At 69.9% G+C, this 24,474-nt stretch carries 18 protein-coding genes; 13 read left to right on the top strand and 5 right to left on the bottom strand.

Translation table 11 applies throughout. From position 1 onward, the window contains the following. The first annotated feature begins 137 nt into the window (after positions 1 to 137). The 7 genes from B116_RS0108485 to B116_RS0108515 are packed head-to-tail and all read left to right on the top strand — an operon-like array spanning position 138 to position 9,403. Entirely contained in the window at positions 138 to 743 is a 606-nt protein-coding gene (locus B116_RS0108485; protein ID WP_018721018.1) for a TetR/AcrR family transcriptional regulator, read from the top strand. 37 nt (positions 744 to 780) lie between these two features. Beyond that, positions 781 to 1,590, top strand: a complete 810-nt coding sequence (locus B116_RS0108490) for a TIGR03084 family metal-binding protein (RefSeq protein WP_027659794.1) — start codon at positions 781 to 783, stop codon at positions 1,588 to 1,590. Then, positions 1,587 to 3,359 (top strand): acyclic terpene utilization AtuA family protein, encoded by a 1,773-nt coding sequence (locus tag B116_RS0108495; RefSeq protein ID WP_397540680.1) that lies wholly within the window; start codon positions 1,587 to 1,589, stop codon positions 3,357 to 3,359. The genes B116_RS0108490 and B116_RS0108495 overlap by 4 nt, the downstream gene beginning before the upstream one ends. Beyond that, positions 3,356 to 4,519: an acyl-CoA dehydrogenase family protein gene (locus tag B116_RS0108500; protein WP_018721021.1), complete on the top strand. Its 1,164-nt coding sequence runs from the start codon at positions 3,356 to 3,358 to the stop codon at positions 4,517 to 4,519. Before B116_RS0108495 ends, B116_RS0108500 begins: the two co-directional genes overlap by 4 nt. Further along, positions 4,516 to 6,117 (top strand): acyl-CoA carboxylase subunit beta, encoded by a 1,602-nt coding sequence (locus B116_RS0108505; RefSeq protein WP_027659796.1) that lies wholly within the window; start codon positions 4,516 to 4,518, stop codon positions 6,115 to 6,117. The genes B116_RS0108500 and B116_RS0108505 overlap by 4 nt, the downstream gene beginning before the upstream one ends. A gap of 59 nt (positions 6,118 to 6,176) precedes the next feature. Further along, positions 6,177 to 8,243 (top strand): ATP-binding protein, encoded by a 2,067-nt coding sequence (locus tag B116_RS0108510; RefSeq protein WP_027659797.1) that lies wholly within the window; start codon positions 6,177 to 6,179, stop codon positions 8,241 to 8,243. Next, the gene (locus B116_RS0108515) at positions 8,240 to 9,403 is read left to right on the top strand and encodes an acyl-CoA dehydrogenase family protein (protein WP_027659798.1); all 1,164 of its coding nucleotides are present in this window, start codon (positions 8,240 to 8,242) and stop codon (positions 9,401 to 9,403) included. The genes B116_RS0108510 and B116_RS0108515 overlap by 4 nt, the downstream gene beginning before the upstream one ends. Positions 9,404 to 9,704: 301 nt before the next feature. Here the strand turns inward: B116_RS0108515 and B116_RS0108520 are convergent, their stop codons facing one another. The 4 genes from B116_RS0108520 to B116_RS0108535 all read right to left on the bottom strand — a co-directional run bounded on the left by B116_RS0108520 (position 9,705) and on the right by B116_RS0108535 (position 14,977). Beyond that, a complete protein-coding gene (locus B116_RS0108520; protein ID WP_027659799.1) occupies positions 9,705 to 11,117 on the bottom strand; it encodes a hypothetical protein in 1,413 nt (470 codons plus the stop codon). Between the two features lie 260 nt (positions 11,118 to 11,377). After that, positions 11,378 to 12,352, bottom strand: coding sequence for an ROK family protein (locus B116_RS0108525; protein WP_018721033.1), 975 nt, complete (start codon positions 12,350 to 12,352; stop codon positions 11,378 to 11,380). Beyond that, positions 12,349 to 13,818: a M81 family metallopeptidase gene (locus tag B116_RS0108530; RefSeq protein ID WP_027659800.1), complete on the bottom strand. Its 1,470-nt coding sequence runs from the start codon at positions 13,816 to 13,818 to the stop codon at positions 12,349 to 12,351. Before B116_RS0108530 ends, B116_RS0108525 begins: the two co-directional genes overlap by 4 nt. A 13-nt stretch (positions 13,819 to 13,831) precedes the next feature. Continuing rightward, positions 13,832 to 14,977, bottom strand: coding sequence for an ROK family protein (locus tag B116_RS0108535; RefSeq protein WP_027659801.1), 1,146 nt, complete (start codon positions 14,975 to 14,977; stop codon positions 13,832 to 13,834). A 292-nt stretch (positions 14,978 to 15,269) separates the two neighbouring features. Between B116_RS0108535 and B116_RS0108540 the strand changes: the two genes are divergently transcribed. From B116_RS0108540 to B116_RS0108560, 5 genes are all read left to right on the top strand, one after another. Next, complete coding sequence (locus B116_RS0108540; RefSeq protein WP_027659802.1) at positions 15,270 to 17,072, top strand: peptide ABC transporter substrate-binding protein; 1,803 nt, start codon at positions 15,270 to 15,272, stop codon at positions 17,070 to 17,072. Positions 17,073 to 17,145: 73 nt separating this feature from the next. Beyond that, positions 17,146 to 18,105: an ABC transporter permease gene (locus B116_RS0108545; RefSeq protein WP_018721037.1), complete on the top strand. Its 960-nt coding sequence runs from the start codon at positions 17,146 to 17,148 to the stop codon at positions 18,103 to 18,105. Next, a complete protein-coding gene (locus B116_RS0108550) occupies positions 18,102 to 19,004 on the top strand; it encodes an ABC transporter permease (RefSeq protein WP_027659803.1) in 903 nt (300 codons plus the stop codon). Before B116_RS0108545 ends, B116_RS0108550 begins: the two co-directional genes overlap by 4 nt. Positions 19,005 to 19,016: 12 nt before the next feature. Beyond that, positions 19,017 to 21,194, top strand: coding sequence for an ABC transporter ATP-binding protein (locus B116_RS0108555; RefSeq protein WP_027659804.1), 2,178 nt, complete (start codon positions 19,017 to 19,019; stop codon positions 21,192 to 21,194). Then, positions 21,191 to 21,889, top strand: coding sequence for a copper homeostasis protein CutC (locus B116_RS0108560; RefSeq protein ID WP_027659805.1), 699 nt, complete (start codon positions 21,191 to 21,193; stop codon positions 21,887 to 21,889). Before B116_RS0108555 ends, B116_RS0108560 begins: the two co-directional genes overlap by 4 nt. 43 nt (positions 21,890 to 21,932) lie before the next feature. On the opposite strand, the gene B116_RS0108565 is transcribed toward B116_RS0108560, so the two are convergent. Next, positions 21,933 to 23,942: a DNA/RNA helicase domain-containing protein gene (locus B116_RS0108565; RefSeq protein ID WP_223874534.1), complete on the bottom strand. Its 2,010-nt coding sequence runs from the start codon at positions 23,940 to 23,942 to the stop codon at positions 21,933 to 21,935. Positions 23,943 to 24,087: 145 nt separating this feature from the next. Here B116_RS0108565 and B116_RS0108570 point away from each other — a divergent pair, with 145 nt between their 5' ends. After that, positions 24,088 to 24,471 carry a nucleotide pyrophosphohydrolase gene (locus B116_RS0108570; RefSeq protein WP_018721042.1) on the top strand — a complete coding sequence of 128 codons (384 nt, stop codon included), beginning with the start codon at positions 24,088 to 24,090 and terminating at the stop codon, positions 24,469 to 24,471. Positions 24,472 to 24,474 lie beyond the last annotated feature (3 nt).

A 24,474-nucleotide genomic window follows, 5' to 3' on the forward strand; every position in this document is an offset into this window, starting at 1 on the left:
CACCGCCCGCCCGTTGACCCTGAGTCCACGGGGAACGGTGCTACCCGCTGCAACGGCGGCCGGTTCGCCGGCCGCCGTTTTCTCGCCCCAAAAAAGTCAGGCTTGACTGTTTGTTTTGGGGGCGGCACGCTGAGGCCGTGTCTGGCACATCGACCCGCGTCCCACAGCAGGAACGCAGCCGCGCCACCCAGGCCCGGCTCCTTGAGGCCACCGTGGCGTGCCTGGTCGAGCATGGCTGGTCGGGCACCACGACGACCGTCGTAGCGACCCGGGCTGGGGTGTCCCGGGGGGCCCAGCTGCACCACTACCCCACCAAGGCCGCCCTGGTCACCGCCGCGGTCGGGCACCTCGCTGAGCGGCGCGCGGAGGAGCTACGGGTCGAGGCGAAGACCCTACCCGCCGGCCCACAACGGGTGGACCGGGTGGTTGACCTGCTCGCCGCGGCCTTCACCGGACCGCTCTTCATCGCCGCCCTGGAGCTGTGGGTCGCCGCCCGTACTGACCATGAACTACGGACGGCGCTAGTGCCGCTGGAAGCCCGCCTCGGCCGGGAAATGCACCGACTGACCGTCGCCCTACTCGAGGTCGACGAGCGCCGACCCGGGGTGCGGGAGGCAGTGCAGGCCACCCTCGACCTGCTCCGCGGCCTCGGCGTGGCGAACCTGCTCAACGACGACTCGGCCCGGCGCACCACGCTGCTCACCGCCTGGAAACGCCAGCTCACCGTGCTCCTCGCCCCCTGACCCGTCCCGCACCACCGCCGACTCCCCCGGAGGCACCATGGTCAACCTGACGGACCTGCTGACCGATCTCGCCGCCGAGTCAGCCGAACTGGACGCTCTCGTGGCACCGCTGTCGACCGCCGAGTGGGCCCGCGCCACGCCCGCACCCGGCTGGACGATCGGCCACCAGATCGCGCACCTGGCCTGGACGGATCACGCCGCGCAGCTCGCCGCGACAGACGCCGACGCGTTCTACGCCTCCGTCACCACCGCGGCCGACCCGGCCCGCCTGGTGGACGCGGGCGCGGAGGAGTTCCTTGCCCCACCGGCCGAGCTACTGCCCCGCTGGCGCTCCGGCCGGGCGGCGCTCGCCACCGCCCTGGTGGCCATCCCGACTGGCGAGAAGCTTCCCTGGTACGGCACCAACATGTCCCCCGCGTCGATGGCTACCGCGCGGATCATGGAGACCTGGGCACACGGCGCGGACGTGGCCGACGCACTCGGAGTCACCCGGCCGGCCACGGCACGGCTGCGGCACATCGCGCACCTCGGCTTCCGGACGCTGCCGCACTCCTTCGCCGCACACGGTCGCCCGCTGCCGACCGCGCCGGTCCGAATCGAACTGACCGCGCCGCCGACCAGCGCCGACACCACCGGCGAGACCTGGGTCTACGGTCCGGCGGACGCCGCCGACCGGGTCACCGGGCCGGCACTGGACTTCTGCCTGCTGGTGACCCAACGCCGGCACCGGGCCGACCTCCGCCTCACCGCGACCGGGTCGGTTGCCGAGGCCTGGCTGGACGTGGCTCAGGCCTTCGCCGGCCCGCCCGGCGCTGGCCGGGCGCCGAAAGCACAGGCGACGGCATGAGCACCGACGACAGCATGCGCAGCGGTGACCGCATTGGCACCGGCGACCGCAGGAGCGCCTGCCTGCGGGTCGGCAACGCCTCCGGCTTCTACGGCGACCGCTTCTCCGCCTGGCAGGAGATGCTCGACGGTGGCGACCTGGACGTGCTCACCGGGGACTACCTCGCCGAACTGACCCTGCTCATCCTGGGCCGGGACCGGATGCGCGACCCTGACCTCGGCTACGCGCGGACGTTCCTGCGCCAACTCGAAGGGACCCTCGGCACCGCACAGGAACGCGGCGTCCGGATCGTCACCAATGCCGGCGGGCTGAACCCCGCGGGGTTGGCCGCCGCCGTCCGCTCCCTCGCCGAACGGCTCGGGCTCGACCTCAAGGTCGGGTACGTGGAGGGCGACTCGCTGCCCCGGCCGGACGCGCTGACCGCGAACGCGTACCTCGGGGCGTTCGGAATCGCCGCCGTACTCGACGCGGGCGCCGACGTGGTGGTCACCGGGCGGGTCACCGATGCCTCGCTGGTGGTCGGGCCGGCGATCGCCCGGTTCGGCTGGGACCGCGACGACCTGGACGCCCTCGCCGGTGCAACCGTCGCTGGGCATCTGCTCGAATGCGGCGCACAGGTGACCGGGGGCAACTTCAGCTTCTTCACCGAGCTGCCCGACGGCGGGCACCGGCCCGGCTTTCCCCTCGCCGAGCTGCACGCCGACGGCTCGTCGGTGCTCACCAAGCACCCGGGCACCGGGGGCGCGGTCACCGTCGAGACGGTGACCGCCCAACTCCTGTACGAGGTGGGCACGCCCGCCTACCTCGGGCCGGATGTGGTCACCCAGCTGGACTCGGTACGCCTCACCCCGGACGGGCCGGACCGGGTCCGGGTGTCCGGGGTCCGCGGGACACCCCCACCGGAGACGCTCAAGGTCGGCGTCAACAACCTCGGCGGCTTCCGCAACTCGATGACCTTCGTGCTCTGCGGGTTGGACATCCCGGCGAAGGCCGCCCTGGTCCGGGGGCAACTGGAGGAGACGGTCGGCAAGGAAGGGCTGGAGTTCGTCCTCGCCCGCACCGACCACCCCGACGCACCGGATACCGAGCCGGCGAGCGCCCTGCTCCACGTCCACCTGCGCGACGGGGACAAGGCCCGGGCCGGGCGTGCCTTCTCCGCCGCGGCGGTGGAGCTGGCGCTGGCCTCGTACCCGGGGTGCACGCTGACCACTCCCCCCGGCGACGCGACTCCGTACGGGGTCTTCACCGCCGACACGGTCGGGCAGGACGCCGTCGAGCACATGGCGGTCCTGCCCGACGGCACCCGCGTACCGATCCCCCCGCCACCGCGGACGCAGCCGGCCGGGGCGCCGGTGTCTCGCGCGGGCCGCACGGCGTACCCGACCGGGGCGCCGGTGTCCGGCCCGGACCGCACGGCGTACCCGACGCGACGCCGGCCCCTCGGGGAACTGGTCGGAGCCCGGTCGGGGGACAAGGGGGGCGACGCCAACCTGGGGGTCTGGGCCCGCACCGACGCGACCTGGGCGTGGCTGCGGGGCTGGCTGACCGTGGTGCGCCTCGCCGAGTTGCTGCCGGAGACCGCCCCACTGACCGTCGAGCGGTACGAGCTGCCGAACCTGCGAGCCGTCAACTTCATGATCCGGGGGCTGCTCGGGCCGGGGGTGGCGGCCACAACCCGCTTCGACCCGCAGGCGAAAGCGCTGGGGGAGCTGTTGCGCTCCCGTGTGGTTGAGGTCCCGGTCGAGTTGATCCCGGAGGCAACAGCATGACCACCGTCAACACCCCGGAACGTCGGCAACTCCGCGAGCTGACCAGAACGTTCATGGCCAAAGAGGTGCTACCGCACCTCGACGACTGGGAGCGGGCCGGCGAGGTCCCGCGGGAGCTGCACGCCACGGCCGCGCAGGTCGGCCTGCTTGGTATCGGCTTTCCCGAGGAGGTCGGCGGCAGCGGTGGCGACCTGCTGGACTCGGTCGTCGTCACCGAGGAGATCATCCGGTCCGGTGGCTCCTCCGGGCTGGTGGCGGCGCTCTTCACGCACGGGATCGCCCTGCCGCACCTGGTGGCCGCCAGCGCCGGCACCCAAGCCCCGTCCGGCGGCAGCGACCTGGTCGAGCGCTACGTCCGACCGACCCTCGCCGGGACGATGATCGGCGCGCTGGCGGTCACCGAGCCGGGGGGCGGCTCGGACGTGGCCGGGCTGCGCACCACCGCCCGCCGCGACGGCGACCACTACCTGGTCAACGGGGCCAAGGCGTACATCACCAGCGGGCACCGGGCCGACTTCGTGACCACCGCCGTGCGTACCGGCGGGTCGGAGGCGGGGGGCATCTCCCTGCTGGTGATCGAGAAGGGCATGCCGGGTTTCACCGTCGGCCGACGGATGGAGAAGCTTGGCTGGCACTGCTCGGACACCGCCGAGCTCTCCTTCGCCGACGTTCGGGTACCGGTGGGCAACCGGGTCGGCGCGGAGAACACCGGTTTCTTCTCCATCATGCAGAACTTCGCCGCCGAACGGATCTCCCTGGCCACCCAGGCGTACGCGACGGCGCAGCGCTGCGTGGAGCTGGCGCTGGGCTGGTGCCGGGACCGGGAGACCTTCGGCCGCCCGCTGGCGAGCCGACAGCTCGTCCGACACCGCCTCGCCGAGCTTCACACCCGCGCCGAGTCGGCCCGCTCCTACGTGCTCGACGTAGCGACCCGGGTCACGGCCGGGGAGGCGGAGATGACCGAGGTCGCGATGGCCAAGAACACCGCGGTCGCCGCCTGCGCCGAGGTGGTTGACGCGGCCTTGCAGCTCCACGGCGGCTTCGGCTACCTGCGCGACGCCGAAGTGGAGCGACACTACCGTGACCAGCGCATCCTCAGCATCGGCGGCGGCACCACCGAGATCATGAACGAGATCATCGCGAAGGGCATGGAGCTGTGACCACACTCGACAGCGTGCTCGACCCGGCCGCACCGGCCTTCCAGGAGAACCGGGAGGCCCTGCTGGCCCGGCTGGCCGAATTGGACTCCGCGCTGGACCAGGCCCGCGACGGCGGTGGCGAGAAGTACCGCGCCCGGCAGCGCAAGCGCGGCAAGCTGCTCGCCCGGGAGCGGGTCGAGCTGCTACTCGACCCGGACGCCCCGTTCCTGGAGTTGTCTCCGGTCGCCGCGTACGGCACGGACTTCCCGGTCGGCGCCAGCGTGGTCACCGGCATCGGCCCGGTCGAGGGCGTCGAGTGCATGATCATTGCCAGCGATCCGACGGTACGCGGCGGCGCGGTCAACCCATGGTCGCTGGCGAAGACTCGACGGGCTGGGGAGATCGCCCTGGCCAACCGACTACCGATGATCAACCTGGTCGAGTCGGCCGGGGCGGATCTCCCCACCCAGGCGGAGATCTTCATCCCGGGCGGGCGGGTGTTCCGCGACCTGACCCGGCTCTCGGCGGAGCGCATCCCGACGGTCAGTGTGGTCTTCGGGAACGCCACGGCCGGCGGCGCGTACATCCCGGGAATGTCCGATCACGTGATCATGATTCGGGACCGGTCGCAGGTCTACCTGGCCGGGCCGCCGCTGGTAAAGATGGCCACCGGCGAGGACGCCGACGACGAGTCGCTGGGCGGCGCGGCCATGCACGCCACCACCTCCGGTCTGGCCGACTACCTGGCCGAGGACGAGCGGGACGGCATCCGGCTGGCCCGCCAGTGCGTACGCCGGCTCAACTGGCGCAAGGCGGGACCGCCGCCGCGTACCGCCGACCCCCGGCCACCCCGGTACGACCCGGAGGAACTGCTCGGCATCGCCAGCGCCGACCTGAAGGTGCCGTTCGACCCGCGCGAGATCATCGCCCGGGTGCTGGACGGCAGCGAATTCGACGAGTTCAAGCCGGCCTACGGCACCGCGCTGGTCACCGGCTGGGGCGAGCTGCACGGCTATCCGGTCGGGGTGCTCGCCAACGCCCGGGGGGTGCTGTTCAACGCGGAGGCGCAGAAGGCAGCCCAGTTCATCCAGCTCGCCAACGCCGCCGACACCCCGCTGATCTTCCTCCAGAACACCACCGGCTACATGGTCGGCACCGAGTACGAGCAGCGCGGCATCATCAAACACGGTGCCCTCATGATCAACGCGGTGTCGAACTCGACGGTGCCGCACCTGACGGTGAACCTCGGCGCCTCCTACGGCGCCGGCAACTACGGCATGTGCGGCCGGGCGTACGAGCCGCGGTTCCTCTTCACCTGGCCGAACGCGAAGTCGGCGGTGATGGGCCCGACCCAGCTCGCCGGGGTGCTCTCCATCGTGGCCCGGCAGGCGGCCGCCGCCAAGGGCCGGGAGTACGACGAGGAGTCCGACGCCGCCATGCGGACGATGGTCGAGCAGCAGATCGAATCCCAGTCCGGGGCACTCTTCCTCTCCGGTCGGCTCTATGACGACGGGGTCATCGATCCCCGGGACACCCGTACCGTCCTCGGGCTCTGCCTGTCGGCGATCCACACCGGGCCGGTTCGGGGCGCCGAGCGCTTCGGCGTCTTCCGGATGTGAAGCGCGAACCGCACAGTCAGGCCGGGTCCGTAGTCGCGAACGAAGGAGACTCAGCGCGGATGATCAGCAGACTTCTGGTCGCCAACCGGGGCGAGATCGCCCGCCGGATCTTCACCACCTGTCGGGCGCTCGGGATCGAGACGGTCGCCGTGCACTCCGACGCGGACGCCGAGGCGCCCTTCGTCGCCGAGGCCGACCACGCCGTCCGGCTGCCCGGAAACACGCCCGCCGAGACGTACCTGCGGATCGACCTCGTCCTGGCCGCGGCCCGGCGGGCCGGCGCGGACGCCGTCCACCCGGGCTACGGCTTCCTCGCCGAGAACGCCGAGTTCGCCACGGCGGTCACCGACGCCGGGCTGGCCTGGGTCGGGCCACCGGCGAAGGCGATCGCCGCGATGGGGGACAAGCTGGCGGCGAAGACGCTGCTCGGCGAGGCCGGCGTCCCCATGCTGCCCAGCTGGACCGAGACCGACCAGGTCAACGGCTTCCCGGTACTGGTGAAGGCGGCCGCCGGCGGCGGTGGGCGGGGCATGCGGGTGGTCCGCACCGCCGACGGTCTCGCCGACGCCGTCGCCAGCGCCCGCCGCGAGGCGGCCTCCGCGTTCGGCGACGGCACTGTCTTCATCGAGCGGTACGTCGAACGCGGCCGGCACGTCGAGGTGCAGATCCTGGGCGACCAGTTCGGGACGGTGCTGGCCCTCGGGGCGCGGGACTGCTCAATCCAGCGGCGCCATCAGAAGATTGTGGAGGAGGCACCGGGCGTGCTCGCGCCCGCGGTGCGCCAGCGGCTCCACGCGGCGGCGGTGGCCGCCGGCCGAGCGGTCGACTACGTCGGCGCGGGCACGGTCGAGTTCCTGCTCGCTCCGGATGGGGAGATCTTCTTCCTGGAGATGAACACCCGCCTGCAGGTGGAACATCCGGTGACCGAGCTGACCACCGGCCTGGACCTGGTCCGCCTGCAACTGCTCGTCGCCGAGGGCAACCCGCTACCGATCGACGCGACCCCAGCGGCCACCGGACACGCGATCGAGGTACGCCTCTGCGCGGAGGACCCCGCCCAGGGGTACCGACCGGCGACGGGAACCCTGCACCGGTTCGCGATCCCCGGGGTGGCGACCGAGTTCGGGCCGCTGACCGGGGCCGGCCTGCGGCTGGATTCCGGGGTGACGGACGGCTCGGTGGTGGGCATCCACTACGACTCGATGCTCGCGAAGGTGATCGCCTGGGCGCCCACCCGGGGCGAGGCGGCCCGAGCGCTGGCGGGCGCGCTGGCCCGGGCCGAACTGCACGGTGTCGCCACCAACCGGGATCTGCTGGTACGCGTGCTGCGCAGCCCGGAGTTCGCCGCCGTCGAGCTCGACACCGGCTTCCTGGACCGGCACCCCGAGGTGTTCACCCCGCTGGTCTCCACCGGGGAGCTGCCCGTGGTCGCACTGGCGGCGGCGCTCGCCTCGGCCGCCGGCCGACGGGCCACCGCGCCGGTGCTCGCCGGGCTCCCGTCGGGCTGGCGCAATGTGCCCGCCTTCGCACAGGTCACCCGCTACGCCAGCCCGGACGGTGACGAGATCGAGGTGCGCTACCGCCGGGACCGCCGGGGCGCGCTCGTCGAGTGGGCGGTGGACGGCGCCGCACCCGCCGCCGGTGCTGCCGCCACCCCGGCCGGACCGGACGCCGCACCGCCCGGATCAGCCACGTCCCCACCTGGGCCGGACGTGCCGCCAGCCCTCACGCTGGTCGAGGCGCATCCGGACCGGGTGGTGCTGGAGATCGCCGGGGTACGCCGGAGCTACCGCGTACACCGGGTGGGCTCGGAGGTCTTCGTGGACGGCCCGGAGGGCGCGGTGAACCTGACCGAGCTACCCCGCTTCCCGCTGCCCGGCGCGGAGCTGGCGGCCGGGTCGCTGCTCGCGCCGCTGCCCGGCACGGTGACCCGGGTGCAGGTCGAGCTCGGCCAGCGGGTCGCCGCCGGTGACCTGCTGCTCACCCTGGAAGCGATGAAGCTGGAACACCCCGTGCTCGCCCCCGCCGACGGGGTCGTCGCCGAGCTGCCGGTACCCGCCGGCGGCCAGGTCGAGACGGGCGCGGTGCTGGCCGTGGTCAACCCCGACGAGGAGGCACAACCATGAACTTCGACCCCACCCCCGAGCAGGACCAGCTCCGCGACGCCGTACGGGCGCTGGGCAAGCAGTACGGCCACCGGTACTTCGTGGAGAAGGCCAAGGCCGGCGAGCACACCACCGAGCTGTGGAACGAGGCCGGCGGGCTCGGCTACCTCGGCGTGAACATCCCGACCGAGTACGGCGGCGGGGGCGGTGGCATCACCGAGCTCGCCATCGTCTGCGAGGAGTTGGCCGCGGCCGGCTGCCCGCTGCTGCTGCTGGTGGTCTCCCCCGCGATCGTCGCGACGGTGATCAACCGACACGGCACCGAGGAGCAGCGCAAGCGCTACCTGCCCGGCATCGCCGACGGTTCGCACCGGATCGCCTTCGCGATCACCGAACCGGAGGCCGGCTCGAACTTCCATCGGCTCGGCACGGTGGCCCGCCGCGACGGCGACGACTGGGTGGTCTCCGGACGCAAGTGCTACATCTCCGGCGTTGACCAGGCAGGGCACGTGCTGGTGGTGGCGCGGTCCGAGGACGCCACGACGGGCAAACTCAAGCCGGCGCTCTTCGTCGTGCCGACCGACGCGGCCGGGCTGACCTGGTCCAAGCTGGACATGGAGATCCTCTCCCCGGAGAACCAGTTCCTGCTCTACCTGGACGAGGTACGGCTGCCCGCGGACGCGCTGGTCGGCGAGTCGTTGGACGCCGGGCTGCCGGCGCTCTTCTCCGGGCTGAACCCGGAGCGGATCACGATCGGCGCGATGAGTATCGGTTCCGGCCGGTACGCGCTCGAACGCGCCTCGGAGTACACGGCGACCCGGAAAGTGTGGGGTGGGCGGTCGATCGGCTCCCACCAGGGGGTGTCGCATCCTCTGGCGCACGCGGCGGTGCAGGTGGAGTTGGCCCGGCTGATGGTCCAGAAGGCGGCGGTGCTCTACGACGCCGGGCGGGACCTGGAGGCGGGGGTCGCCGGCAACATGGCGAAATACGCTTCGGGGGACGCGGCGGCGCTGGCCGTGGACACGGCGATCCAGGCCCACGGCGGGGCCGGCATGACCACCGAGTACGGGGTGGCGACGCTGCTCGGGGCGTCCCGGGCCGGGCGGATCGCCCCGGTCAGCCGGGAGATGATCCTGAACTTCGTGGCCCAGCACGTCCTCGGCCAGGAGAAGTCGTACTGACCTCGGGCCGCTCCGCGGTGCCCCGGTCCATCCCGCGACCATGGCCGAGACGGGGAGCGGGCCGCCAGGCGTCCTGGCGGCCCGCTCCCACAGCGGTCGACCCGCCCAAATTCGGTTGATCGACGGCCGACAGGGCAAGGGCGTGTACGTGACGAACCCACTCCCCCGGTAGCCCACACGCCGATCCAGCCGACCGCATCCACTCTGGGTGACGATCATGGCGCCAACGGCGAAGCCGGCGGGCCCGTTCCCACCACATGCCGGCAGGAACGGGCCCGCGAAGCCCAACACAATCAGGCCGCTATCCGACGCAGCCGGGCACGTTGACGCAGTTGTTGGGCCGATTCTTGACCACGACGGTACCGGTCGCCGTGTTCAGGTTCACCGTTCCCGAGTTGACGATTCCCCCGCCGTTACTGGTGGCGATATTCTTGATGACCTTCGTATTGGTGAGCGTGACCGCGGCGTCGCCGCCGACGTTGAAGATTCCGCCACCAAATGGCGCCTGGTTGGCCGTGATGTGGGTGTTCCGCACATCGAGTGTGGAGGCGAAGGCGATCGCAGAGTTGACGATTCCTCCACCGTTCAGAGTACCGACGTTCTGCGCGATTGTGCTGTCCTCGACGGTGGCCACGGTCGCAGCGCTGAAGGCTCGGAGGACGAGGCCGCCACCCTGGAAGGTGCCGGTGTTGTTGATGGCCGTGACGTGACGTAGGGCCAGCATGCCCCCCTCCGCGAAGACCGCGCCGCCGTTGCTGGCTCTGTTGCCGGTGATGGCGGTGTTGGTGATGGTGACGTTCGCGTTGAAGCCGCCGGCACCTCCACCACCCTCGCCAGCGCGGTTACCGCTGATGGTGCTGCCAGTCACGACCGTGGTGCCACCGGGGAAGCTACCGACACCTCCGCCGAAGCCGCCCACGAGGGCATTGGCCGTGTTCGTGGTGACGGAGGACTTCTTGATGGCGAGTTGACCGGCGTTTCCGATGCCTCCAGCGGCGGTTGCCGCAGTGTTACGGCTGACGGTGGAGTGTTTGATGGTGGTGGTGCCGTTGTTGGCGATACCGCCGCTACTTCCGCTGCCATCGTTACCAGCGATGTTGCGGGTGACGATGCTGTGGTTGGTGGTCAATGCCCCCCCGGTGTTGACCAAGATTCCTCCGCCGTCGCCGTCGGTCTGTCCGCCGGTGATTTTCAGGTGGTTAAGGGTGAGGTGGCCGCCGGTGTCGACGGCGATGATGCGGAACTGCTCGACGGCGGCGGCGCGCTCGATGGTGGTGTGTTTACCGCCGTTGAGGGTGATGGGGGCGGTGATGGCGGGTAGGCCGGCACCGTCGTCGATGTCGGCGGTGAGGAGATAGGTGCACTTCTTGGCGAGGTCGAGCACGGCACCACCGCGGGCGTTGGCCAGGGTGATCGCGGCGATGAGTTGGTCCGCGTCACAGGGGACCGGAATGCCCTTCGGCTTCGGCTGCTTCTTCCCCTTACCCTTGCCGGACTCGTCTCCGCTACGGCGCTCGTCGGCGGAGGGCCGCTCGTCGGCGGAGGTGAGTGGGCGTCCGACCGCAGCCGCGGCCGGGACGGCGACACCCATCGTGGTGAGAGCCAGGCCGGTCACCCCGGCCAGCCCGACAGCACACCACCGCCACCGTGATCCCGGCCGGCCCTCGTCGGGGCGCACCGGTTCGTACCCCCGGGTTTGGTCCTGATGGTTCATCGCGATCTCGGTGCCTTTCCCCGTGAACGGCGAGGAACTCCGCCGCCCCGAGGCCCGGGTGGTGTTCCTCGGCTACCGAAGGCGGTAGCAACCATCCCGAGCTAAACCCGAAGCAAGCCTCACAAGTAGGCCAAGCCCTTCAAACCCCCCAGACGTGACACAAGTTTTTTTGAGGTACATTTCCGGCAATCCGACCTGCCGGGGTACATGGGTGTCCGGACAGCGTGCCGACGACCGGTTAGCCCCGGCCGTGGCAGCTCTCATCCGGCAGGCGGCACGAGGTCGGGTGCGCCCCAGCCGTCCGGAACGGACAGCCCGGCCTTCCGCCGCGCCAAGATGGCGGCGCCGACCTGCGCTGCCTGAGCGCCGAAGGCGGAGCGCAGCACCGGGGGCGGGGTACGCCAGGCGAGGGCGTCGCGCATCGCCTCACGCACCGGGTCGAGGAAGAACGCGCCCGCCTCGGCCAGCCCACCTCCCAACACGACGCGGGCCGGGTCGAGGGCCAGGGTGAGAGTGGCCAGGGCGATCCCCAACGCCCGGGTCGCGTCGTCCCAGACCGCGCGGGCGTCCGGATCGGTGGCCACCACGTCGGCAATGGCTTGGCTGTCCGCCCCCGAGGTGCCGACGCGCCGGGCATAGCGGCGGGCCATCCCACCGGCCGAGGCGTACACCTCCAGGCATCCCCGCTGCCCGCAACTGCACGGCTCCCCGCCCGGGTAGACCGGCATATGGCCGACCTCGCCGGACGCGCGGGTCGCGCCGGCCAGCGGGACACCATCCACCACCACCGCCGCGGCGATGCCGGTGCCCAGCGGCAGCAGCAGGAAGTTGTCCAACCCGACGGCCACGCCAGCCGTGGCCTCCGCGACGCCGGCTGCCCGGGCGTCGTGCCCGATCGCCACGGGCAGTCCGAGGTCGCCGCTGATGAGAGCGCGCAGTGGCACGTCGCGGAGGCGGAGGTTGGCGGCGTACCGCACCACTCCGTCCCGCTCGTCCACGAGGCCGGGCGTCACCACGCCGATCGCGGCGGGTTCATGGCCGAGGGAGAGCGCGTGCTCGCGCAATTGGCGGCACAGGGAGCGGATCGCCAGGACGGGGTCATCGTCCGCCTGCGACGGCACGGTCAGTGAGCTCAGGAAGCGGCCGTCCGCGCCGACCACGGCCGCCTTGATGGTCGTCCCGCCGACATCGACGGCGAGGACGCAGTGGCCCTCGGGCTGGGTCACGCCGCTCACCCGAGCACCACGGCGAGGTCCGCGCCGAAGTCGCGGTCCAGGGGAAACATGGGCCGCTCCACGTTCTGGTACGGCAGCCGCGCGAGGTCCTGGTCGACGCCGCCCGGGGTCAGGGCGAGCAGCCAGTCACCGGCGGCCGCGAAGAGTTCCGGCTCCAGGTAGCCAATCTTCACCACGACCACGTCCACCTCGTCGACCCGGACCCCCAGCCGGGCGTACGACGCCAACAGCCGGTACTGCGTCCGGCGGGACGTGACGAAGACGCTGAGCCCGCCGACCCGTACGCTGACGCAGCGCCCGCCGTCGGGGTCGTCGGCGACCGCTTCCAGAATCCCGTCGAGTTCCAGCGGGCCCGGGGGCCGGGAGTCGATCTGCCCGCCGACTGTCACCCGGACCGGAGAGCCGACCGGCTGGTCGGCGACCAGCGCCACCGCCTGCGGGTCGACCAGCGAGGCGAACACGGCCCGCCGGGAGCCGTCGCGAATCTCGGGGCGGGCCAACATCCGGTCGAGGGCGAAGGTGACGTCGTCGGCGCCGCCGGCGCCCGGGTTGTCCCCGGAGTCGCTGATGAAGAACGGCCGCTTCGCCCGATCGGCGACGGCGGCCAGGGCGGTGTCGAGGCACTCATCCATCGAGCCGGTGGGGGCGACAAAGGTGAACTCGTCGCGGGCCGCCCAGAAGTGCCCACCCAACTCGCGGGCCGCCGCGGCGGCGGCGGTGGCGTCGATGCCGGTGACGACGACCGCGCCCTGACAGCGTGCCTGGTCGGCCCAGGCGAACCCGACCCAGATCGCCGCGTCGATCACGCCGTCTCGGGCCTCGATCTCGGGGATCCGCGCGTAGAGCCCCCGGGCGGGCTCCTCCCGGGTGCTGGTCATCTCGCCGGGTAGCAGGATCGGCACGTGAACCAGCGCCTTGTGCGGACGCTGCTCGCGGCGGAGCGCCTCGATGAGGTTGCGCGCGGCACGCTCCCGGGTTTCCCAGACGTCGACGTGCGGGGCGGTGCGGTAGCAGGTGAGCAGGTCACAGGCGTCGAAGAGCACCGGTGAGACGTTGCCGTGCAGGTCCATCGCCGCCGAGATGAGCGGCTCGGGCCCGATCACCGACCGGATGGCGGTTACCAGGTCGCCCTCCGCGTCGGACCGGCCGACGACGCTCATCGCACCGTGAATGTCCAGCAGCATGCCGTCCACGGGGCCGGCCGCGGCAAGCTTCTCCGTAATCTCCGCTGCCCACTCCTCGTACGCCGCAGCGTCCACGACGCCGCCGGGCAGGGCCCGGGCGTGCACGAGTGGGATCCATTCGACGTCGGCGGCCCACGGCTGGGTGGGCGAGAGCCAGGCGTATCGCGACAGCAGCGCCGCCTCCCGGGTGACCTCGAAGTCGTCGGCGGTGCTCAGGTGGGGAGAGAATGTGCTGGACTCGATGTGGATGCCGCCGATGGCGACACGGAGGGGACGAGGCACGGGTGTTGGCTCCTCAGGTGGGTCGTACGTCGGCGGTCGTGCGTAGCAGGTGCCCGAGGCCGATGAGGGCCGCATTCGAACCGGCGACGCTGGCTTCGATGGTCAGGGACTGGGTCATGGACGGCAGGCAGCGTTCGTAGAGCATTCCGCGGGTCGCCGCCACGTAGACGTCGAGGCTGGACAGCACGCCGCCGATGACGATGGCGTCGGGGCTGAGGAAGTTGACCAGACCGGAGAGCGCCACGCCCAACAGCCCACCGGCGTGGCGCACCATGGTCACGACGGTCGGGTCGGCGTCGCCGACCGCCGTGATGATCTCGGGGACGGTGGTCGCCGGGGAGCCCTGCTCGGCCAGCTGGCGGGCCAGAGCGGCACCGCTGGCGACGGTCTCCAGGCAGCCCTGGCTGCCGCAGGAGCAGTGCCGCTCGCCGCTGTCGGCTACCCGTACGTGGGTGACGTCGCCGCTGAGTCCGCGCCCGCCACGGTAGATCTGTCCGCCAGTGACCAGGCAGGCACCAATGCCGGTGCCGGCCTTGACGTAGATCATGTCGCCGATTTCCCGACTCCGGGTGACGTACTCACCCATCGCCGCCGCCTTGGCGTCGTTCTCGACGATCACCGGCACCTGGAAGCGGTCGGTGAGGTGGGCGCTGGCGTCGACGCCGCTCCAACCGGGCATCCGGGCCGGGCCTACCAACCGCCCGCTCGGGAAACCCACCGGTCCCGGGAGGGCGACACCGACTCCGAGCAGTGCCTGACCAGGAGCGGTCGCCGCCAGGAGGCGCGTGAAGGTGGCTTCGACGACGGCGAAGACCTCCTCGGGCCCGGCGGCGATGTCGATCGCCACCTCCTCGGTGGTGCGCAGTTCGCCGCCGGGCGTGCACAGGCCCACTCTGGCGTGCCGGCCGCCGAGTTCCGCGACGGCCAGGACTCCCTTGATCTCTCGCAGGCGCAGGATCCGGGGTGGTCGCCCACCGGTGGAGCGGCCCATGCCCTCCTCGGCGAGGACGCCCTCCTCCAACAGCCGGCGCACCACGGCGGTGACGGTTGACGGGGCGACCTGCAAGGCCTCGACGAGGTCGGCACGGGACGTGGCCACACCTCTGGCAAGCAGGTCGAGGGTCTGGTCACGCAGCGTGGCGGAGATTAGTGGCTCCAAGTTGCCTCTCCCTTGGTCGGGTGGTTCTCGGGCGCCCGCCCAGTGTGTAGCAGCCCAGAGTCGAGGGTGGACTCCGGCCGCCCCCGGCGAGGAGTAACGGTCGATGCTTCGGGCGACTTTGATCGTACCCCGGCCAAACTTAGTGAATGAAGTGGGTAATTTTCGTTGACGTAGCACTTCTACCTGGATACATTCTTCGCGTTGATCGCCGAAGCTGCGCCTGGCGGGGGTACCCGGCAAGGCGCCGACACCCGGTGACGTAGGGGCACGTGCACATCAAACGAGGAGACTCATGACGAGCAGAATTCCGGGCCGCGCCCTGCGTGGCGCGGTGGCGGCAGCCGCCACGATCGCCCTCGGGGCAGGTCTGGTCGGCTGCGGTGACAACAGTGGATCGTCCGAGGACGGCGGCAGTCAGGGCAAGGACACCGTGACAGTCGCCTTCCGTACCCCCAACTGGATCCTGCCGATCTCGGCACCAGGATTCACCCAGGGTGAGAACGCCATCTTCGGCCAGGCGCTCTATCGCTCCCTCTACCAGTACCGGCTGGACGGCACGGCGCAGTACAACATTGACCCACAGCGCTCGATGGCCGAACCACCGCAGGTGAGCAACGGCGGCCGAACGCTGACGATCACGTTGAAGGACAACTCCTGGTCCGATGGCACACCCATCACCACCAGGGACATCCAGTTCTGGTACGACCTGGTCACGGCGAACAAGGACAAGTGGGCTTCCTACCGGGCCGGCGGCTTCCCCGACAACGTCGAGAAGTGGTCGATCGAGGACGAGAAGACCTTCTCAATCACCACCACGGAGGTCTACAACACCGCGTGGTTCGTTGACAACCAGCTCAACCGCATCACGCCCCTGCCCCAGCACGTCTGGGACAAGGACTCCGCGACCGCCGAGGTGAGCGACCTCGCCAGCAGCCCGGAGGGCGCCAAGAAGGTCTTCGACTTCCTCACCGCCGCCGCGAAGGACCCCAAGACGTACGACTCCAACGAGTTGTGGCAGGTCAACAGCGGCGCATGGAAGCTGGAAGAGTACGTACCCAACGGTGAGGTCACCCTCGCCGCCCAACCGAACTACTCCGGTACGGACAAGCCGAAGCTGTCCAAGGTCGTGTTGCGGCCGTTCACCAGCGATGACGCCGAATTCAACGTGCTCCGCGCCGGCGACATCGACTACGGGTACGTGCCGGCGGCCAACATGTCCCAGACGAGCTACCTCGAGTCCAAGGGATACACGGTCTCACCGTGGTACGGCTGGTCGATCACCTACCTCCAGCTGAACTACAACAACCCGAAGTCCGGCGTGCTGTTCAAGCAGCCCTACCTTCGGCAGTCGCTGCAGATGCTCATCGACCAGCCGACGATCAGCAAGGTCATCTGGTCGGACACCGCCGCACCGACCTGCGGCCCGGTACCCGCCAAACCCGGCACCAACACCGACGCCGCCGGGTGCGCGTACTCCTTCGATCCGGCGAAGTCCAAGGAACTGCTGGAGAGCCACGGCTGGAAGGTAACGCCGGACGGGCAGACCACCTGCCAGTCGCCGGGCACCGGCCCGAACCAGTGCGGCGAGGGAATCGCCGCCGGCACACCGCTCGAATTCACGGTGACCAGCCAGACCGGGTTCGCCGCCACGACCAAGATGTTCGCCGAGATCAAGTCGCAGATGGCCAAGCTCGGTATCCAGCTGACGATCAAGGAGGTGCCCGACTCGGTCGCGGTCACGCCGACCTGTAAGCCGACCGAGGCGAGCTGCTCCTGGGACATGTCCTTCTTCGGCTCGCAGGGCAGCTGGTACTACCCGGCCTTCGCCAGCGGCGAGCGGCTCTTCGCCACCGACGCCCCGGTGAACCTGGGCAGCTACAGCAATCCTGAGGCGGACAAGCTCATCGAGGCCACCCAGTTCGCCGGCGACGAGAGCGCACTGACGGCGTACAACGACTTCCTGGCCAGGGACCTGCCTGTGCTGTGGATGCCGAACCCGGTGTACCAGGTCTCGGCGTACCGCTCCGGCCTGCAGGGCGTCGAGCCGCAGGACCCGATGAACCTCATGTACTTCCAGGATTGGTCCTGGAAGTAGCCGACTGATCGTCCCGGCCCCGGCGACGCACCGTGCGTCGTCGGGGCCCTGACCAGGGAGAGGAAGCCGCACAGTGGCCCGGTACCTCATCGCACGTCTGGGGCAGGCTCTCATCGTCATCGTGCTCGTCACGGTGATCGCGTTCCTCATCTTGCACCTGCTGCCCGGGGGCGCCGCCCGCGCCACCCTCGGCAAGGAGGCGACGCTGGAGCAGTTGGCGGCGTTCAACCACGAGATGGGCTACGACCGGCCGTTGATCCAGCAGTACGGCATGTACGTGCAACGCCTGCTGCAGGGCGATCTCGGCTACTCCTACCAGCTCAACCAGTCTGTTCTTGAGGCGATCGAACAGCGGCTACCCAAGACTATGGTGCTGTCGCTGCTGTCGACCCTGCTCGCCGTCGTGTTGGCGATCCCACTCGGCGTGCTCCAGGCGATCCGCCGTAACCGCTGGCCCGACTACGCCATCACCGCGCTGTCGCTGCTGGCGTACGCCACCCCCATCTTCTTCCTGGGCCTCATGATGATCATCCTCTTCTCGCAGGTCTGGCCGATCCTGCCCCCGGAGGCGCCGCAGGGGTTCACGGTGGCCGAGTTGTTCGCGGATCCGGCCGGGCTGGTCCTGCCCACGGCCACCCTCGCCATCGTCACCATCGCGATCTACGCGCGGTACGTACGGTCATCGATGATCGACAACCTGAACGAGAACTACGTGCGCACCGCCCGCAGCAAAGGGCTCTCCGAGCGGCGGGTCGTGCTGCGGCACACCCTGCGCAACGGACTGTTCCCGGTCATCACGCTGCTCGGGATGTACCTGCCCGCGCTGTTCAGCGGGGCGCTGGTCGTCGAGTCGCTGTTCAACTTCCCCGGAATGGGCCAGTTGTTCTGGCAGGCGGCGCTGAAGCGCGACTTCCCGATCCTGCTCGGGGTCACCGTCATCATCTCGATCGCCACAGTCGTCGGCGCGCTGGTCGCCGACCTGCTCTACGCCGCCGTTGACCCCCGTGTCCGACTCCGTGGGAGCGCCACATGAGCACGCTGTCCGAAGCAGTCGGTTCGGTCGAGCCGAACGACACGCCACCGCGTGGCCTCTGGCGGCAGGGGCTGACCGTCTTCTGCGAGAACCGGCTCGCCCTGGTGGGACTGGGCCTGTTCGTCCTACTGGCCGGGGTTTGCTTCCTCGGACCGCTGGTCTACCAGACCGACCAGGTGCACACGGACCTCACCGCCGTCTACCTGGCCCCGGGAGAGCAGGGACATCTGCTCGGCACCGACGGGGTCGGCTACGACCAGTTGGGGCGGCTGATGCTCGGCGGCCAGACCTCCATCATCGTCGGACTGGCCGCCGGGGTCCTCGCCACCATCGTCGGTACGCTCCTGGGTGCCATCGCCGGCTTCTTCGGCGGTTGGGTGGACGCCGCGGTGATGCGCGTTGTCGACGCGATGATGTCGATCCCCTCGTTGTTCCTGTTCATGCTGCTCGCCGCCATCGTCACGCCGAGTGCGCCGATGCTCATCCTCATCATCGGCGCCTTCGCCTGGCTGGGCCCGGCCCGGCTCGTGCGGGGCGAGGCACTGACGCTGCGCTCCCGTGAGTACGTCCAGGCGATGCGCGGGATGGGTGGCACGGGTGGCCGTGCGGTCCGCCGACACATCATCCCCAACGCCATCGGCACGGTAATCGTCAACGCCACCTTCCAGGTCGCCGACGCCATCCTCTACGTCGCCTACCTGTCCTTCCTCGGCCTCGGCATCCCCCCACCGGCGGCGAACTGGGGCGGCATGCTCTCCGACGGTCTCGCGGACACCTACAGCGGCCACTGGTGGCTGTTGTATCCGCCCGGAATCGCCATCATCCTCATCGTCCTCGCCTTCAACTTCATCGGTGACGGACTCAGGGACGCCTTCGAGGTTCGCCTCCGGCGACGCTAGCAGGAGCAGAGAATGAGCGAATCGATCGGTCTAACCGCCCGGCACTCTGCGTCTGTGAACGCGGCAGCCGGCCAGCCCCTGCTGGAACTACGTGAACTCGACACCGACATCGCGCTGCGCCGGGGCACGGTACACGCCCTCGACGGCATCAGTCTCGACGTCGCGCCCGGGCAGACCCTCGGCGTTGTGGGTGAGTCCGGCAGCGGCAAGACGATGACCGCGCTGTCGATCATGGGGCTACTTCCGTCCGGCGGTCGCGTCACCGGTGGGCAGATTCTGTTCGAGGGACGGGATCTGCGATCGTTGCCAACCGATGAGGTGCGCCGGATCCGAGGTGTCCGGATGGGCATGGTCTTCCAGGACCCGCTCACCTCGCTCAACCCCACCATCCGCATCGGTGCCCAGGTGGCCGAGCCGCTGCGCGTACACAAGCGGGTCGGCAGGGCGGAGGCCAGGGACCGGGCCATCGAGATCCTGCGCCGGGTCGGGATGCCCCGCCCGGAACGGATCGTCGACAACTACCCGCATGAGCTGTCCGGCGGCATGCGGCAACGAGTCGCCATCGCCATGGCCCTGGTCTGCTCACCGAGCCTGCTCATCGCCGACGAACCAACCACCGCACTCGACGTCACCACCCAGCGGCAGATCCTCGAACTCATCGACGACCTCCGGGAAGAGTTCGGGATGGCCGTCATCCTGGTCACCCACGATCTCGGAGTGATCGCCGGTCGGGCGGACCGGGTAGCCGTCATGTACGCCGGACGAGTCGTGGAGACCGCGGCTACTGAGCAGCTGTTCCAAGCACCCCGACACCGCTACACCGAGGCCCTGATGCGGGCGCTACCCGAGTCGGCCATCCGGGACAGCGGCGGACACGACCGGCTGATCAGCATCCCGGGACTGCCACCGGACCTCTCCGGTCCCCTGACCGGATGCCGGTTCGCGGCGCGGTGTTCATATGTCAGCGACGAATGTCGGACCACTGACCCGTCCCTGACCCCGGGCGCGCACCAGCACGCGTGTCTGAACCCGGTACCCACGCCCGCCGTGGCGGCCACCGGGCCGGTCCCGGCGCAGGTCCAACCGGCAGCCGAGCCGACGCAGGTCGAACCGGCGGCAAAGCCGGCGCGGGTCGAACCGGCAGCCGAGCCGGTCACCGCAGCGGCGCCCGAACTCACGGAGTCGCCTGTCCTGTCGGTGCGGAACCTGGTCAAGAACTACCCGGTACACGGCCGTGGGCTGCTGCGCCGGGCAGCCGGGCAGGTCAGCGCGGTGGCCGACGTCTCCTTCGAGGTCAGGCCCGGGGAAACCTTCGGGCTCGTCGGTGAATCCGGCTGCGGCAAGTCCACCGTGGGACGGCTCTCCGTCGGCCTGGAACGACCCTCCGCCGGACAGATCGTGTTGGACGGTACGGATCTCACCGACCTCACCGGCCGGGAACGACGCCGGATGCACCGCCAGGTCCAACTCATGTTCCAGGACAGCTACGCCGCAATGAACCCCCGGATGCGGGTTGACGCCATCCTCGCCGAACCGCTCGAGATCCAGAAGGTAGGTGACAGTTCGGCACGGCAGGAACGGATCGCCACTCTCCTTGACCAGGTGGGGCTATCCCGGCGCGCGCTGGAACGCTACCCCCACGAGTTCTCCGGCGGTCAGCTGCAGCGGATCGGGCTGGCCCGGTCGCTGGCGTTGCACCCCCGGCTGATCGTCGGCGACGAGCCGGTGAGCGCGTTGGACGTGTCGATCCAGGCGCAGGTGCTCAACCTGATGCGGGACCTGCAGCGCGAACTTGGTCTGGCGTACATCTTCATCAGCCATGATCTGTCCGTGGTCGACTACATGGCGGACCGGATCGGGGTGATGTACCTCGGCAAGCTCGTCGAGATCGGGCCCGCCCGGGAAGTGGTGCGGGCTGCCCGGCACCCGTACACGCAGGCACTTGTCGACGCGGTCCCGTCCATCACGCCGAACCGGGCAGCCACTCGTGACGGCACGACCATCCGGGGCGAGCTTCCCAGCGCCCTCGACCCACCCACCGGGTGCCGGTTCCGTACGCGCTGCCCCCGCGCGGCGGACATCTGCACGACGGAGCCCCCGCTGGTCGGCGGCCTGCACCAGGTGGCCTGCCACCTGCCGCTACGCCCGGAGCCGGCCGGCACTCCCACACCGGTGGAGGCCGTCGGATGACCACAGTAGAGATCTGCGTCAGTGACGTGCCGACCGCGCTGGTGGCCGAGGCGGCCGGGGCCGACCGGCTGGAGCTCTGCGCCGACCTCGGCCAGGGTGGCACCACCCCGAGCCTGGGGACGGTTGAGGTCGCCCTACGTACGCTGCGAGTGGCCGATTTACGCGTCATGATCAGGCCCCGGGGCGGTGACTTCCGGGTGAGCAAGATCGAGCAGCAGGTCATGCTCGCCGATATCGCGGCGCTCCGCGCCCTACCCAACCCAAACGGTCTCACGGTCGGGGTGGTGGTCGGCGCACTCACCCCCGACAACAACCTCGACCTGGCCGTGCTGCGCGACGTGATCGAGGCGGCAGGGCCGTTGCCGGTAACCGTCCACAAGGCCTTCGACGAGGTCGACGACCAGCTCGTGGCGATCGACCAGGTCATCGACCTCGGGGCGGACGCCGTGCTCACCTCGGGCGCGGCGGCCACCGCGCTGACCGGCGCCACCCGTATCGCCGCGCTTCGGCAGCGGGCCGGCGATCGACTTCGGGTGATCGCCGCCGGCGGAATCCGCTCGCACAACGTCCGGCAGGTGCTCGCCGAAACCGGGGCGCGGGAGATCCACCTACGCGCACCCGTCAGTCGCGACGGGCGTGAGGCGACCGACGGCGCTGAGGTGAGCCGCCTCGTTGCCGCCGTGCGTCCACGGTGAGCGACCGCCGGTCCGGCGGCCGCGTGGGGTACCGAGCCGAAGATCAGATCTTCGGAATTCCCAGGTCAGCGAAGAGCTGTCGGGTCGCCGGGTCAACCGAGTAGAGCACGGTCCCACGGATGGAGCGCGTCAGGAGGACACCGTAGGCGTTTCGGATCGCCCGTAGGAGTTCCGCGTCGTCCTGGATCCGATCGGCTTTGCTGCGCACGTGCTTGCGGTGCAACAGCCACTGGCTGCCGCTCCAGGTCAGGTCGGGGCCGAAGATCACCCCGCCCCAGTCGTATTCCAGCCCCTGCACGGTGTGTACGCAACCGATCTGGCCAAACCCGCCTGGTTCGGTGGCCCAGAACCGCCGTTTTGGCACGCCTGGTGTCCGGTGGTTGTCACCGGCGTTCCACGGACGCGCCCAGCCCGCCTCGGGTTTGACATCCGGAACGGTCCCGGAGTCATCGGTCCACTCCCAACACATCCCGGCGCACATCCGGGCGCTGAAGCCCGCATCGATCTTGTCCTGTAGGAACTCTTCCATGGCTGCGGCCGTGTCGGCATAGTAGAGCCCGAAAGGCTCCGGATCATCGTCGACATCAGGGTTCCACCGCACCGGGCTATCCGACAGCAACCGCTGGACCCAGGTGTCGTACGTCGCGCTACCGACCGCGCGCAGCGGGCGGTCCAGACTGATCGGTACGACCTCCACGCCGAGGTGCTGAATTTCTTTGACCAGCGCCTCCGGGGTCCAGACCTCCTCGCCGAAGAGCCGCTGATCTCCGTCGACAAAGAAGACCGGCACCTTCGCTCGGGTGACGATCACCGAAACGGTGGATTCGCCCGGGCGCATCACAAAGGAACCCGCCATCGGCCGCGCGGTGAGCCGGTGTGCCTCGTCGCACAGGATCAGGTCCAGTTCATCGGTCCGCACCCGGTCGGCGATGTTGTTCAAGGTGGTGAAGGTGCCCCGTAAGCCCGTGGCCGCACGTTTGAAAGTCTCCCGTGAGGCGACCCCGCCTGACACGTACCGCACCGCATAGCCATCTCCATGGGCGGCACCCAGGAGGGTGAGCGCGACGAGCGACTTACCGGTGCCGGCCCGGCCAGTCACGACGAACACCTTCTTCGCGCCGAACGAAGCCCGGGTCCGGAGCGCATCCTTCACATCTGTCACAGCGCGCAGCTGGTTCTCCACCAGGCTGAACCGGGTGTGCCCGTTGACGATGGCTCCGACTTCGTCGGTGAGCAGAGAGTTTGAGCGGCGGCGTTCGAGTAGCGCCTGGGCCGACTTTTCCCCCGACACCGCGCTGAAGTTCACCCGCAGAAAGCTCCGCAGGTCGGATGGCTGCCGAGCCGTGAAGGTTTTAATGCCGGGACACGGCGCGACCTGACTGATCCATTGGGAGCCCGGATCCTTGAGGTTGTGTAGATAGGCGGCGCCGACGAGGTTGACATATCGATCGTCGAACATGCTGTGGTATCGCTGAAGTGTGCACAGGTTCTCCCACACCTGGACAGCTGGGTGCGCCTTGTGCTTGCCGTAGAAAGGCGCGTAGACCCGCCTGAGGGTGCAACGCCTGCAGTACCGATCGACTTTGCCGGGTCCACACGACGGGCACTTGGGGTCGGGGGCGTTGGGCCGCTCGACCGCGCTCCACTGCTTCAGCTCGATCACGGCGTAGCTCAAGCCGCCGGACGGATGCGTTCCGGCGAGCACCACATCGATGGGAGCCATGTCACCCACCCGGTACTCCACGAACATCCAGACCTGCCCCAGGTCGAGATCAACCAGCGTGGCCGCCACTTCGTAGAGGCTTTCCCGCCACGACTCGACCTCGCTCTGCGAAGGCCCCTTTCCCCTGCGATGCGCCGCCCGGTAGCACTCTTCGATCTTTCGGACCGACCGGTCCATGTCCCGCACCAACTCCGCCGCGGGCCAATATGCCTCCAGCGGTGTCGACGAACCCTTGACGACCATTCCTGACCACGCTCCCCCCGACGGCAGGAGTCCCGCCGCGACCAGGTGCCGCTGACCGGCGCGGCCGGGAACCGACGATCGATACATATACCTGTTGGTGGGCGAGTATCGCACTACCCCCGGGAGGCCCGACAATGGACCCTGCTCGCGGGTCGTGCCGGTCTACTGGGCTGCGCCCGCCCGCGCAGACCAGGGTTGGAGCCCGCACCGGTTGACGTGGTACTCATGGCAGATGACTCTGCGGGAGCTGCAAGAACAGCTGCGGCACTTCGCCCAGGAACGCGACTGGGAGCGGTTTCACGACCCGAAGAACCTGTCCATGGCGCTGGCCGGCGAGGTTGGGGAACTGCTCGAGATCTTCCAGTGGCTCTCCCCGGAAGAATCCGCCGCCGTCATGACTGACCCGGTCCAGGCCGAGGCGGTACGGCACGAGCTGGCCGACGTGTTCGCCTACCTGCTCCGCCTGACGGACGTGCTCCAGGTCGACCTCGCCGCGGCTCTGCACGAGAAGACCGAGCTCAATGCCCTTCGCTATCCTGCTGATCAAGCACGCGGCCGGAGCGACAAATACCACACGTACGACCCGCCGGGGGCGAGCACAGCGCAGGGCGCCTGAGGC

Origin of the sequence: Salinispora fenicalii, from assembly GCF_000514815.1 — a bacterium.
GTDB classification, from domain to species: Bacteria; Actinomycetota; Actinomycetes; order Mycobacteriales; family Micromonosporaceae; genus Micromonospora; species Micromonospora fenicalii.